This window comes from Paraburkholderia sp. GAS334 (assembly GCF_050436625.1).
Classification (GTDB): domain Bacteria; phylum Pseudomonadota; class Gammaproteobacteria; order Burkholderiales; family Burkholderiaceae; genus Paraburkholderia.
Genome location: NZ_JBNDMO010000004.1, coordinates 128947 through 141653, shown reverse-complemented (window position 1 = coordinate 141653; position 12707 = coordinate 128947). Strand labels below are relative to the sequence as shown.

General features: G+C 62.8%; 11 protein-coding genes. 7 read left to right on the top strand and 4 right to left on the bottom strand.

Going from position 1 to position 12707, the window contains the following annotated elements; genetic code table 11:
- Positions 1–6 precede the first annotated feature (6 nt).
- Positions 7–969 carry a LysR substrate-binding domain-containing protein gene (locus P3T21_RS09585; RefSeq protein WP_429255695.1) on the bottom strand — a complete coding sequence of 321 codons (963 nt, stop codon included), beginning with the start codon at positions 967–969 and terminating at the stop codon, positions 7–9.
- Positions 970–1059: 90 nt separating this feature from the next.
- Complete coding sequence (gene hmpA / locus P3T21_RS09580; RefSeq protein WP_429255694.1) at positions 1060–2241, bottom strand: NO-inducible flavohemoprotein; 1182 nt, start codon at positions 2239–2241, stop codon at positions 1060–1062.
- Between the two features lie 152 nt (positions 2242–2393).
- Here hmpA and norR point away from each other — a divergent pair, with 152 nt between their 5' ends.
- On the top strand, positions 2394–3989 hold the full coding sequence (gene norR, locus P3T21_RS09575) for a nitric oxide reductase transcriptional regulator NorR (RefSeq protein WP_429255693.1): 1596 nt from the start codon (positions 2394–2396) through the stop codon (positions 3987–3989).
- A 10-nt stretch (positions 3990–3999) separates the two neighbouring features.
- Here norR and P3T21_RS09570 read toward each other — a convergent pair whose 3' ends face one another.
- Positions 4000–4437, bottom strand: coding sequence for a carboxymuconolactone decarboxylase family protein (locus P3T21_RS09570; protein WP_429255692.1), 438 nt, complete (start codon positions 4435–4437; stop codon positions 4000–4002).
- Positions 4438–4885: 448 nt separating this feature from the next.
- On the opposite strand from P3T21_RS09570, the gene P3T21_RS09565 reads away from it, so the two are divergent.
- Genes P3T21_RS09565 through P3T21_RS09540 form a run of 6 tightly spaced genes read left to right on the top strand, consistent with a single transcriptional unit; the run spans position 4886 to position 10158 of the window.
- Positions 4886–5623: a c-type cytochrome gene (locus P3T21_RS09565; protein WP_429255691.1), complete on the top strand. Its 738-nt coding sequence runs from the start codon at positions 4886–4888 to the stop codon at positions 5621–5623.
- A gap of 49 nt (positions 5624–5672) precedes the next feature.
- Positions 5673–6926, top strand: a complete 1254-nt coding sequence (locus tag P3T21_RS09560; protein WP_429255929.1) for a c-type cytochrome — start codon at positions 5673–5675, stop codon at positions 6924–6926.
- Between the two features lie 51 nt (positions 6927–6977).
- A complete protein-coding gene (locus P3T21_RS09555) occupies positions 6978–7154 on the top strand; it encodes a hypothetical protein (protein WP_429255690.1) in 177 nt (58 codons plus the stop codon).
- 10 nt (positions 7155–7164) lie between these two features.
- Complete coding sequence (locus P3T21_RS09550) at positions 7165–7734, top strand: cytochrome C oxidase subunit II (RefSeq protein WP_429255689.1); 570 nt, start codon at positions 7165–7167, stop codon at positions 7732–7734.
- A complete protein-coding gene (locus P3T21_RS09545) occupies positions 7724–9349 on the top strand; it encodes a b(o/a)3-type cytochrome-c oxidase subunit 1 (protein ID WP_429255688.1) in 1626 nt (541 codons plus the stop codon). Before P3T21_RS09550 ends, P3T21_RS09545 begins: the two co-directional genes overlap by 11 nt.
- Positions 9346–10158 carry a c-type cytochrome gene (locus P3T21_RS09540; protein ID WP_429255687.1) on the top strand — a complete coding sequence of 271 codons (813 nt, stop codon included), beginning with the start codon at positions 9346–9348 and terminating at the stop codon, positions 10156–10158. The genes P3T21_RS09545 and P3T21_RS09540 overlap by 4 nt, the downstream gene beginning before the upstream one ends.
- A 47-nt stretch (positions 10159–10205) precedes the next feature.
- Here P3T21_RS09540 and P3T21_RS09535 read toward each other — a convergent pair whose 3' ends face one another.
- Entirely contained in the window at positions 10206–12668 is a 2463-nt protein-coding gene (locus tag P3T21_RS09535) for a mechanosensitive ion channel family protein (RefSeq protein WP_429255686.1), read from the bottom strand.
- Positions 12669–12707 lie beyond the last annotated feature (39 nt).

Below are 12707 nucleotides of genomic sequence, written 5' to 3'. Positions count from 1 at the left end.
GCAGCGTCAGGCGCGCAGCGCGGTCACGGTTGCAACCTTGGGCTCTTCGGCTAGAACGGATTCCTCGCGTCGTGCCGCCTGCTCGAAGTGAATCTTCAGATGATCGAGCCACGTGCGCACCTTCGCGTCGAGGAACTGCCGCGACGGAAAGAGTGCGTACAACGTGAGCGGCTGGAGGCGGTAGTGCGGCAGCACCCGCACGAGACGCCCGGCGCTGATCGCTTCGACGGCCACATGCAATGGCAGCGCGCCGATACCGATCCCAAGTTCCAGTGCAGAAGCCGCAGATTCAAGCGTATTCACGCAGAACGCCGGCTTCATCGTTACATTCACGGTCGCGCCGTCCGCGTCGATCAGCGCCAGATCGACCGAATCCGTAAGCGCTGGCGCGAAGCTGACGAACGGATGCGATTCCAGATCGGAGGTCGTCTCGAGCGGCGTATCGCGTCGCGGATAACCCGGCGCCGCGCACAACACGCTATACGTCTCGCGAAGATTCACGCCGATAAACGACGAGTCGCGCAACGCAGACATCGCGACGATCGCGGTATCGTACCCATCTTCGAGCAGGTCTGTCGTTTCGTCGGACAACGACAGCGCCACATGCACGTGTGGATACAACTGCCGGTACTGCCCGATCGCCGGCACCAGGTAATGCCGGCCGATTGCGGGCGACGCATGCACGTGCAGTCGCCCCACCGGCTGAAGATGCACCGCGCGTGCCTCGGCCTTGGCTTCGTCGATTGAAGCGAGAATCGCGCGGCAACGGCCCAGATAGCGCTTGCCCGCCTGCGTCAGCGCGATCTGACGCGTCGTGCGATGCAGCAGACGTGTTTCCAGATGTTGCTCCAGCTCGGTGATGAGCCGTGAAGCAACACCAATACTCATCGTCAGTGAACGTGCGGCGGACGTGAAACTCAGGTCTTCCGCGACGCGCACAAACAGTCGCATATTCCGGTATAGATCCATCGAAGGCTGCCTGAGAAAACGTGCGGGAGCAGAAGCGCGCCCGCACGGCTACTACCCGCCTGCTATTCGCAGTGCGTCGCGAACACGGACTCAGTCGAGCGCCGATGCCGGGCCGAAGAACTCGTAACGGCTCTGCTTTTCGGGAACGCCCAGTGCCTTCAGATGCTTCTTGATTGCCTTCATGAAACCGATCGGGCCGAGGAAATACGCATCGACGTCGCGCGTTTCCGGCAGCCATTCGTTCAGACGTTCCTGATCGAGAAGTCCATAGGCGTGCGCTTCGGCGTCGCCGTGGCGTTGACGCTCGTAGCAGTAGAACTGCTTCAGCTGCGGGTGACGCCTGGCGAGGCCGTCGATCCAGTCGCGGAACGCATGCACGCCGCCGTGACGCGCCGAGTGGATAAAGTGCACCGGCCGGTTCGTCGCGAGCGCAGCTTCGAGCATCGCGAGCGTCGGCGTAATGCCCACGCCGCCGCTGATCAGCACGAGCGGCTTCGCGTTGTGTTCAAGCTTGAAGTCACCTGAGGGCGCGAACAGTTCGATCGTGTCGTTCTCATGCACGTGATCGTGCAGATGGTTCGACACCTTGCCGCCCGGTTCACGCTTCACGCTGATGCGGTACTCATGCGTGCTCGACGCAGCGGAGAGCGAATAGTTGCGACGCAGTTCTTCGCCGTCCACGAACACGCGCATGCCGATGTACTGGCCCGGATGAAACTCGAGCAGATCGCCGCCGTCGACAGGGCGGAAGTGAAACGACGTGATTTCTTCGCTTTCCTGCACCTTGCGTGCGATGCGAAACGTGCGCGCACCGCGCCAGCCGCCACGCGCATTTTCTTTTTCGGCGTAAATGTTTTCTTCGAGTCCGATGAGCAGATCGGCCAGTTGCTGATAGGCTGCTCCCCATGCGTCGATAACGGCATCGGTGGCGATCTCCGGTCCCAGCACTTCGCGGATCGCGCGTAGCAGGCAGCCACCAACAATCGGATAATGCTCAGGCAGGATCTGCAGCGCGACGTGCTTGTTGATGATCTGCGCAACGAGACCGCCGAGCTGTTCGAGTTCGTCGATGTGGCGCGCGTACATCAGCACGCCGTTCGCCAGCGCGCGGGGCTGTGCGCCGCTCGCCTGGTGAGCCTGGTTGAAAAGCGGGCGCACGGACGGGTTCTCGCTCAGCAGCGTGTTGTAGAAATGTGTGATCAGCGCTTCGCCGCCACTTTCGAGAAGAGGGACGGTAGCCTTGACGATGGCACGGTGTTCGGTTGAAAGCATCTGTGGATTCCTTTGCAAGCAGTGGAAGAGGGGAATCGCCGTCGCGGCGATTTGCCGTCGCGGCGGGTCCGTCGTTCGAGCTGTTATATACAGGTTCCGTGCCAGCTAAAAAGTGCTTTAAAATCAGTCGCATCTGAATTGGTGTAGTTGATATGACACGAGTCGAAAAGACTACTGATGTAGTCACTATGACTGTCCATGCGGTACTGGACGCGCTGATTCCACTCGTCGAAGACCTGTCGCGCGAGCTGCCGCCCACCGAGCGTTTCCGCCGTTTGCTGGATACGCTGCGCACCCTCTTTCCCGGCGATGCGGCCGCTTTGCTGCGGCTTGAAGGCGACACGCTGGTGCCGCTCGCAATCAACGGCCTCTCCAGCGACACGCTCGGCCGGCGCTTCCGCGTGAGTGACCATCCGCGCTTTGCACAACTGCTGTCGCAGCGCGAACCGACGCGTTTCGCGGCGGATTCCGGTTTGCCTGATCCTTACGATGGCCTCGTGCAGGGCATCGAAGGCCATCTGGAGGTGCATGACTGCCTCGGGTGCCCGCTCTATCTCGACGGTCGCCTGTGGGGATTGCTGACGCTCGACGCGCTCGATCCGTCGCAGTTCGACGCACTCGATCTGCCGTCGTTGCAGGCGTTTCTCAGCCTCGCGGCCGCGACGGTCAGCGTGGTCGACCGCATCGATACGCTCGCGCGCAGTTCGGAGGAAGAGCGGGCGCGCGCCGAGGCATATCGCCTCGCGAGCAGCGCGAGTCGTCGCGAGATGATTGGCAGCAGTGCGCAGCACAAGCGTCTGATGGACGAAATCGCAGTGGTCGCCAACAGCGATCTGACGGTGCTAATCACGGGCGAAACGGGCGTCGGCAAGGAGCTGGTCGCGAACGCAATCCACGGGCTGTCGCCTCGCGCCGGCAAGCCGATGATCAGCCTGAACTGTGCGGCGTTGCCCGATACGCTCGTCGAAAGCGAACTGTTCGGCCATGTGCGCGGCGCGTTCTCAGGCGCATCGGCGGACCGTCGCGGCAAATTCGAACTTGCCGACGGCGGCACGCTCTTTCTCGACGAAGTCGGCGAATTGCCGCTCGGCGTGCAGGCGAAACTGCTGCGCGTGCTGCAGAACGGGCAGCTCCAGCGGATCGGTTCCGATAACGAACACAAGGTCGATGTACGCCTGATCGCCGCGACCAACCGCGATCTCGCCGAGGAAGTGCGCGAAGGCCGCTTTCGCGCGGACTTCTATCATCGTCTGAGCGTGTATCCGCTGTGGGCACCGCCGCTGCGTGAACGCGGACGGGACGTGCTGCTGCTGGCCGGCTTCTTCCTCGAAGAAAACCGCTCGCGTCTCGGGCTCTTGAGTCTGCGTCTGTCGAGTGAGGCACAGGCCGCGTTGCTCGCGTATCCGTGGCCTGGCAACGTGCGTGAACTGGAGCATCTGATTGGGCGCAGCGCGTTGAAAGCGCTCGCGCGTCATGGTCAAAGGCCGCGCATTCTCACGCTGACGCAGGACGATCTGGCGCTGTCCGAGGCGCGGCGCACGTCGGCTTTGGTTGCGGGCAACGGTGGCGATGGGGATGGCGCCGTGGAAACGCCTGCGGACTTCCGCGCGGCCGTGGAAGGCTACGAGCGCACGCTCATCAGCGAAGCGCTCGCGCGCAACGATCGCAACTGGGCGTCGGCTGCACGCGAGCTCGGCATGGATCGCGCGAATCTGAACCGGCTCGCGAAGCGCCTCGGGCTCAAGTGATCGTGCCGACTCAGGTCGGCATCTTGCGGAACGCGATCGCGAACCGGTTCCACGTGTTGATCGCACCCACGAGCAGCGTCAGGTCGACGATTTCTTCATCGCTGAAATGCGGCTTGACGGCTTCCCATACGGAGTCGGGCACGTGGTCCTGCGAGACGAGCGTCAGCGCTTCGGTCCATTCGAGCGCGGCACGTTCACGATCCGTGAAGAACGGCGTTTCACGCCACACGACGACCGTCGCCAGACGGCGTTCCGTTTCGCCGCCTTTGCGTGCGTCGGTGGTGTGCATGTCGACGCAGAAGGCGCAGCCGTTGATCTGCGAAGCACGCAGACGGACCAGTTCGGCCAGCGATTTTTCGATACCGGATTTGCCGATGCGTTCTTCGAGCGCGAGCACGGCCTTGATGGCATTCGGGTTCGCGGAGTAGAAGTTGAGACGTTCGTTCATGGCGGGTTCCTCTGTCGGGTTAATGTGCGCAACATGGCGCAACAGGACCAAGATTAGGTCATGAGGTGGTTCCTTTAAATGACCGGTTTGCGGTTTTTTGAGGTAACCAGCTGAGCGACGCGCAGACGTGTCGGACACCATTATTGTTGTTTTCTGACAGCCATATATTTTCCAGATTAAAAAAAATATGCGAGATTGTTTCGCTATTAGCCTCGTATCTAATTGAATAGGCACGAGCGAAAGGCTTGTGGTAATTTTCGCTCCAGTTCCCTATAACTCGTATAGCCGTACAGCAGCCTTAGAATGCGCCGGATGTTCGGAAGTCGCGGGAAGTCGCGTGCAGTTACGCGCACTTGCAATTAGCGACGCATATCCGGTGAAAACAAATTGCGCAAAACGGTATGGAAAGCTTCGCCGCGTTACCGGCTGCCGTTTGCGCGACAGACCAATGCATCAGCAACCTGAGAGGGTCGAGGTGGGTAAACGGCGGACACTTTTTGCGATCGCGCTTCTCGCGTGTTCGGGTCTGACGGCGTTCGCCGCGGAGCCTGCGTCTGATCAGGCGCCCGATACGATGCACGCCCGTGTACTTGCCTGCGCCGCCTGCCACGGTCAGCGCGGCGAGGGCACCGATAACGACTACTTCCCGCGTCTGTCCGGCAAGCCCGCCGGTTATCTGTACAACCAGCTGCTGGCGTTCCGCGACGGTCGGCGCAAGTATCCGCCGATGAACTATCTGCTCGCGTATCTTCCCGACGCCTACCTGCAAAAGATCGCCGATTACTTCGCGGCCGAACGTCCGCCATTCCCGCCGCCGGCCACACCGATCGTCGATTCATCCACACTTGCGCTCGGTCAGACGCTCGTCACGCGTGGCGATCCGTCGCGTCAGATCCCGGCCTGCGTCGCGTGCCATGGTGGCGCGCTGACGGGGATGGAACCTGCCATTCCCGGCCTGCTCGGTCTGCATTCGAATTACCTGAGCGCGCAACTTGGCGCATGGCGTTACGGCACGCGCGGCACGGCTGCACCCGATTGCATGAAGGTCGTGGCAACGCACCTGACCGAGCGGGATATCACCGCTGTCGCGGCGTGGCTCGCGTCGCAGAAAGCGCCGGCCGGTTATGCGCCGGTCGCGGCCGGTTCGCTGAAGATGCCGCTCGCCTGCGGCAGCGTCCCTCACTAACCGGAGAACCGAATTGCACGCTCTCCGATATGTCAGAACGCTCAACACGCTGGCGCGTCACGCCGCTTCACTGGTTGCGCTGTCCTGCATCGCTGTGACGCTCGCGCATGCGCAGGCCGCGGCGTCGAAAGACAACGCCAGTGCGGTCGCGCGTGGCGAATATCTCGCGCGCGCCAGCGATTGCATCGCGTGCCACACGATGCCGGCCGGCAAGCTGTTCGCCGGCACGCGTCCGATGGATACGCCATTCGGCACCCTCTACACACCGAACATCACGCCCGACAGGGAAACCGGCATCGGCACCTGGACTGCTGACGACTTCTACAAGATGCTGCATGAGGGCAAGTCGAAGGGCGGCACGATTCTTTACCCTGCAATGCCCTACGCGTCGTACACACGCATGACGCGTGAAGATTCGGATGCGATGTACGCGTATCTGATGTCGGTGCCGGCGGTGCATCAACCGAACCGTCCGCACACGTTGCGCTTCCCGTTCAACAAGCGCGAGCTGCTGCTCGGCTGGCGCACGCTGTATTTCCGCCAGGGCGAATACACGCCGGATCCGACGCAGTCCGTCGAATGGAATCGCGGCGCCTATCTCGTCGAAGGTCCGGGGCATTGCGCGATGTGCCACACGGCGATCAATGCGCTCGGCGGCAGTTCGGCATCGAAGGCGTTCGAAGGTGGTCTGATCCCGATGCAGAACTGGTACGCGCCGTCGCTCACGTCGAACAAGGAAGCCGGTCTCGGCGACTGGAGCATCGAAGAGATCTCCGATCTGCTGCAGACCGGCGTGTCGAAACGTGGTGCGGTATATGGGCCGATGGCGGAAGTCGTCTACGACAGCCTGCAGTACATGTCCGATGAAGATATCCGCGCGATGGCCGTCTATCTGAAGAGCCTGCCGGCACGCAGCGGCCAGACGTCGAGCACGCCGACGGCTGCCGTCACCGAAGAAAAGAACCGTCTCTATCCGCTCGGCAAGAAGATCTACGACGCGCAGTGCGCGGTCTGTCACGGTATCGACGGCAAGGGCAAGGTGCCGCATTTCCCGCCGCTGGCGCAGAACCAGTCGATCCTGATGACGTCGGCGGTAAATCCGGTTCGCATGGTGTTGAACGGCGGCTATCCGCCGGGCACGACGAAGAATTCGTCGCCGTATGGCATGCCGCCGTTCGCGCACACGCTCTCGGATGAAGAAGTGGCGGCTGTCGTCACCTATATCCGCACTGCGTGGGGCAATCGCGGCACGCCGATCAGCGGGAAGGAAGCGAATGAGTTGCGCACCGCGCCGCTTTATTGACGCAGGCAGCTGAAGCGAACTGAAAAGCATGTTGAGCATACCGAGGAAGCCATGAGCGATTCCCCTTCCGGCCACGCGCGCAACGCCGAGGACGAGACCGTCGACGAAATCGTCGGCCGCGGCCCGAGCGGCGCCATCGCGCTCGCGGGCATAGCAACGGCCATTGTCATCGGGCTGTGGTTCGCGTTCTATTTCGTCGTCTTCCTGCCTCGCGGCGTGATCCAGTGAGGCACCTTGCATGGCAATGACTCCCGCACCCCATGGTTCATCGTCGGAAGACGTCGCAGCACGCGTCGAGCGGCGCTGGGCGATTCTCGTCGTCGGCATCGTCACGGTGCTGGTCGCGATGGTGGTCTACACCGGCCTGCACTGGGCCATGATGCCGCCTTCGCGTGTCGAGACCATCAATCCGCTGTCGCTGCACGTGTCCGGCGAATTTATCGAGAGCAATCTGGGCACCGCGGCCGAAGGCGATGGCACGGTCACCGTGCGTCTCGTCGCGCAGCAATATTCGTTCACGCCACAGTGCCTCGTGATACCGGCGAATACGCCCGTCACATTCCGTGCGACCAGCGCGGATGTCGTGCACGGCTTCCTGATTACCCACACCAACATCAACTCGATGCTCGAACCCGGCTACGTCTCGACGTTCAAGACGACATTCGACCAACCCGGCGACCATCTGATGCCGTGCCATGAATTCTGCGGCGTCGGCCACCAGGGCATGTGGGCCCACGTCAAGGTCGTGGACAAGGCAACGTTCGCGCAGATGGCGGCCGGTTCGCGGAGGGTCAGCTGTGTTCAATAGCAAACGGGTCGTTCTCGCGCATTTCTGGCTGGCGTTCGCCGCATTCGGCCTCGCGCTGCTGCTCGGCGCGTGGCAGATGTATGTGCGCAGCCCGCTGCATCCGTGGCTGCAGAATCCAGAGCATTACTACCGCTCGGTGACGGCGCACGGCACCGCGATGGGCTATGTGTTCCCGACATTGATCGCGATGGGCTTCGGCTACGCTGTTTCCGAACTCGCGTTGAAGCGCCCGCTGGTGGGCTTGCGCTGGGCGTGGGCCGGTTTCTGGCTGGTGCTGGTGGGCGCAGTGGCGGCGACGGTGCCGGTCGCGATGGGCCTGGCTTCGGTGCTCTATACGTTCTATCCGCCGATGATCGGCAATGCGTTCTACTACATCGGCGTCGTGCTGGTGGTGGTCGGCTCGTGGATCTGGGTCGCGCTGATGGGCATCAACATGCACGCGTGGAAGCGCGAGAATCCGGGCAAGCCGGTACCGCTCGCGATGTTCGCCACCGTCGCCGGCGCATATCTGTGGGGCTGGACGGCTGTGGGCGCCGCGCTCGAACTGCTGTTCCAGATCCTGCCTGTCGCACTCGGCTTCACGCACACCATCGATGCCGGACTTGCCCGCGTGTTCTTCTCGTGGACGTTGCACGCGATCGTTTATTTCTGGCTGATGCCGGCGTATATCGCGTACTACACGATCATTCCGCGCGCGATCGGCGGCCGGCTCTACAGCGACTCGATGGCGCGTATCTCGTTCATCCTGTTCCTCGTGGTGTCGATGCCGATCGGCATCCACCATCTGTTCACCGATCCGCAGGTCGGCTCGGGCTTCAAGTTCCTGCACTCGGTGTTCACGGCGCTGGTCGCCGTGCCGACGCTGCTGACGGTCTTCACGATCAGCGCATCAGTTGAAATCGCGGCGCGGCTGCGGGGCGGCAAGGGCGCGCTCGGCTGGCTGAAGGCGCTGCCATGGGACAACCCGATGATGCTGGCGGTCGCGTTCTCGTTCGTGATGCTCGGCTTCGGCGGCGCGGGCGGCATCATCAACATGAGCTACCAGATGGACTCGACGATCCACAACACACAGTGGATCACGGGGCACTTCCATCTGATCTTCGCGGGCGCGATCGTCATCATGTACTTCGTGATCGCGTACGACCTGTGGCCGCAACTCACGGGCCGCGCGGTGACGAGCCTCAAGCTGATGCGTCTGCAACTGTGGTTGTGGTTCATCGGCATGATCGTGCTGACGTTCCCGTGGCACTACGTCGGCATTCTCGGCATGCCGCGACGCATGGCGTTTTACGACTACACGAACCCGGAAATCGCGGCGCAGGCGATCTGGGTGACGATGTCGGCGATCGGCGGGCTCATCCTTGTGATCTCGGCGATCCTCTTCTTCGTGATCCTGTATCAGACGCAGCGCGGTCCGCGCGTCGCGCCGCCGGAATATCGTTTCGCGAGAGCCGTGCATGAGCCGGTGCGTCTGCCGGTTGCACTGAACAGCTTCGGCCTCTGGCTCGCACTGATGATCGGCTTGACCGTGGCGAACTACGGCTACCCGATCGGGCAGTTGCTGTCGCAACCGCAGACGTCTGTGCCGGCCGTACCGATCGGAGGCTCGCGATGAGTAACACGGGAAATGAACGCCTGTTCTCGCTGAGCAATCCGTGGTTCAGGACGAGCGTCGGCGCAACGATTGTGATTGCCGTGTGCTCTGCGCTGATTGGTTTCGTGTGGCTGCCGTCCGCGCAGAAGGACGCGCCGTTCCAGGGCATCTGGAATGCGATCTGCAGCGCGGCGGGTGTGCCGCAGAAATGGCTTGCGGCGGGCGAGCCTGTGGAGACGAAAGTTCGCACCAGTACCGCTGAAATCACGCCGCAACTGCTCGCGCATTCGGGCGCGCCTTCGATTGGACGCGGCGCGACGCTCGCGATGCGCTGCACGATGTGTCACGGCGAGCGCGGCATGAGCGAAGCAAATTCGCCGAATCTGGCAGGGCAATACGCGGTTGTGATCTACAAGGAACTGCTCGATTATCAGTCGGGTGCGCGGACCAATGCGGCGATGTCGCCGATGGTCGGCAGCCTGAGCGATCAGGACATGCGCGATCTGGCGGCGTACTACGCGTCGCTACCGCGTCCGGTTCTCGCCGGGACCACACCGAATCCGCCGATGCCCGCGATCGTCGCGCATGGTTCGCCGATGCGTAATATCGTGTCGTGTACCGCGTGTCATGGCGGGATCGATAACAAGGCGGGGAGCCCGTGGCTCGAAGGCATGCCGGCCGCGTATGTGAAGGCGCAGTTGCAGGCGTTTGCTTCGGGCGCGCGTCACAACGATATCAGCGAGCAGATGCGCAACGTCGCACGGCAGATGACGCCCGAAGAGATGGATGCAGCCGCTGCGTACTATGCCGGGGCGAGCCCGGTGCATTGAGTTGAGTGGGCTGCGAGCACACCGGTCGTGAACAATTCCTGATTGCTTCACGCGTCTTTTTTGGCGCTCGCGGTTTTTGGGACTTTCGCGCTGTCAGCGCCCTTTGCTTCTTTGACTTCGTCCACGGTATCAGGCTGGCGAGCCGCTGTGCCATCCATCGGCACGAGCAGGCTGCGGTTCGGATTCGCGATCTGGATGCCGTGTGCCTGAAACGCCATGACGATGCGCCGGTTGAATTCGCGTTGCACCGACCAGCGCGCCGTGTCGCGACACTGCATCTGCCCGGCGAGCGTGATCGCCGCGCCGTCGACCGCATCGACGCCCCAGAAGCTGAAGTCCGACAGGATACCGTCCTTGAATGCATCGTCGTTGCGCAGTGCGGCGCCGGTTTCCTTCAGCGTCTCGATCGCACGATCCACGTCCTGCCCGTACGCAATGCTGACCCTGACCGCCGCGTTGCCGAGCCCGCGATTCGTGTTGTTGACCGTCGACACGGAACTGAACGGCACGGTATAGAGCGAGCCGTCGCCGCCACGCAGACGCACCGTGCGGATCGACAGATATTCGACCGTGCCGGATACGCCCGCAAGCGTGACCGCATCGCCGACCTGCATCGCGTTTTCCATCAGCAGAAAAATGCCGGTGATGAAATCCTGCACGAGTTTCTGCGAGCCGAAGCCGAGCGCGACGCCAAAAATACTCGCGCCCGCGAGCAGCGGTGCTGTGTTGACACCGAGTTCGCTCAGGCCCGTGAGCACGACGACGAGCGCAATCACAACGAAGAGCGCCGTGCGCAGCATCGGCAGCAATGTGCGCAGACGGGCGGCGCGAACAAGATCGCCACCGGTCGTCCACTGATCGAGCCGCCGTTCGATGGCCACGTTGACCGCTTCCCACACGACGAGCGCGACGAAGGCCGCGATCGAGATCGTCACGATGGCCGATGCCAGGCGATCTCCGATCGTGCCGCGCTCGAAGAACTGCGCGACGTTAAAGCCCCAGACCTGCAACAGCACCAGCGCGGTGACGATCACCAGAAGCGCCGAAATCGCGCGCCGCACGAACGGGTAGTAACGATACGCGTGCTGATGGGCGATCGAGCCTTGCGTGTCCTCTTCGATATTGAATGCGCGTCCGAGGGCGCCGAAGATCACGATCGACGCGACGCGCGCGCCCACCAGTACCGCCAGAGAAATGCCGCCGAGATGTAGCAGCGCCTGATAGCCGTTGCGCACGTCGAGCGCCCAGACGAACCATAGTGCCATCACGACGAAAACCGCGACAAAGGCCCACACGTCGGCGAGCCAGTTGCCGGCGATCTCCATCGACGGAATGCTTGCGACGCGCTCGCGAATCCGCGCGGCCACCGGCCGGCGGCATTGCAGGATCAGGATCGACACCATCACATGCGCGATCAGCGAGACGATCTTCGTCACCGCGAGATGCGCATCCTCGTTCATGCCGAGTTGCAACGCAATTTCAGCGAGACCCGCGCCGACACCGATCACGCTGGCGATCGCGATCACCCGTCGATGCGCGAGCGTCGCCCAGCGGTTGCCCATGCGCCACAAACGGAGCGCGGGCGCATCAGGCTGCAGGAAAAAACCGCTGATGATCACCGCGCCGCGGCACGACACGTAGATATCGATCAACGCATCGAGCGCGCGTCCTTCGGGCGTGTTGTCGTCGGTGAGGATCGACATCAGCACCGTCGCGACGATCACGAATACGACAAGCGGAAGGGCCCTGAAGACGGCGAGGAGCAAGGCGCCAGGCACACGTCGCAGCAGCGACCAGTGCCGCGTCGCGTTGTGTTTTCCGCCTGCTGCATCGGGTTTCGCGGCGGTTGTCGATGTTGTCGTTGTTGTGGCTACTGCGCTCTGCCCGGATTCTTCCGCCCGTTCTGCCTCTTCTGCCTCTTCCGCCTCACTTGTGCGTTTCGCGTTGCGTTCGACAGTCAGTTCGCAGGGGCGGCGCAGCAGGCGTCGTGTGAGCCACTCGAACGCGAGTGCGGGCAGCAATCCGACGAGCACTGTCAGGATCATGCGGCCGAGCACGGCGCGGCCCCGCGGGTTCACGAACACGTTATGCCACCACGCGCGCACCGACGATACGTCGAGCAATGCCGCCACCGAATGACGGAGTGCCGCGGCGCCGTTCGCGAGCCAGTGCGCGCCCTGGCGCGCGAGTTGCGACGCGAGACCATTGGTCTGGAGCGCCGCTGGCACGCGGCTTGCGCCGGCAGTTGCGGAAACCGGCTCCGTCGCGGATGCAGGGACCGCACTCAACGCGCCGGCTGCGGCGACGGCGCGCAACGTCTCTTCGATCTGGGTGCGCCGTTTGGGATCGTTCAGGACATCGAGTGCCTGACGGGCCTGATCGGGCGTCAGCCTCACGGGCGGATTGACAGCGGTACTGCTGGCGCTCGGGGGCGTGGCGGGCGCTGCCGACGCGGCAAGCGCGGAGAGCGCAAACGTAACCAGAAAGCAGGCGAGAAGGATTTTGCGCATGGTGGTCCGGTGGACGTTGAAGACGGCGGCAGACGCTGA

Excerpts from the sequence above, each read along its gene's own strand:
- P3T21_RS09585 (WP_429255695.1), bottom strand. The coding sequence starts at position 969 with ATGGATCTATACCGGAATATGCGACTGTTTGTGCGCGTCGCGGAAGAC.
- hmpA (WP_429255694.1), bottom strand. The coding sequence starts at position 2,241 with ATGCTTTCAACCGAACACCGTGCCATCGTCAAGGCTACCGTCCCTCTT.
- norR (WP_429255693.1), top strand. The coding sequence starts at position 2,394 with ATGACACGAGTCGAAAAGACTACTGATGTAGTCACTATGACTGTCCAT.
- P3T21_RS09570 (WP_429255692.1), bottom strand. The coding sequence starts at position 4,437 with ATGAACGAACGTCTCAACTTCTACTCCGCGAACCCGAATGCCATCAAG.
- P3T21_RS09565 (WP_429255691.1), top strand. The coding sequence starts at position 4,886 with ATGCATCAGCAACCTGAGAGGGTCGAGGTGGGTAAACGGCGGACACTT.
- P3T21_RS09555 (WP_429255690.1), top strand. The coding sequence starts at position 6,978 with ATGAGCGATTCCCCTTCCGGCCACGCGCGCAACGCCGAGGACGAGACC.
- P3T21_RS09550 (WP_429255689.1), top strand. The coding sequence starts at position 7,165 with ATGGCAATGACTCCCGCACCCCATGGTTCATCGTCGGAAGACGTCGCA.
- P3T21_RS09540 (WP_429255687.1), top strand. The coding sequence starts at position 9,346 with ATGAGTAACACGGGAAATGAACGCCTGTTCTCGCTGAGCAATCCGTGG.
- P3T21_RS09535 (WP_429255686.1), bottom strand. The coding sequence starts at position 12,668 with ATGCGCAAAATCCTTCTCGCCTGCTTTCTGGTTACGTTTGCGCTCTCC.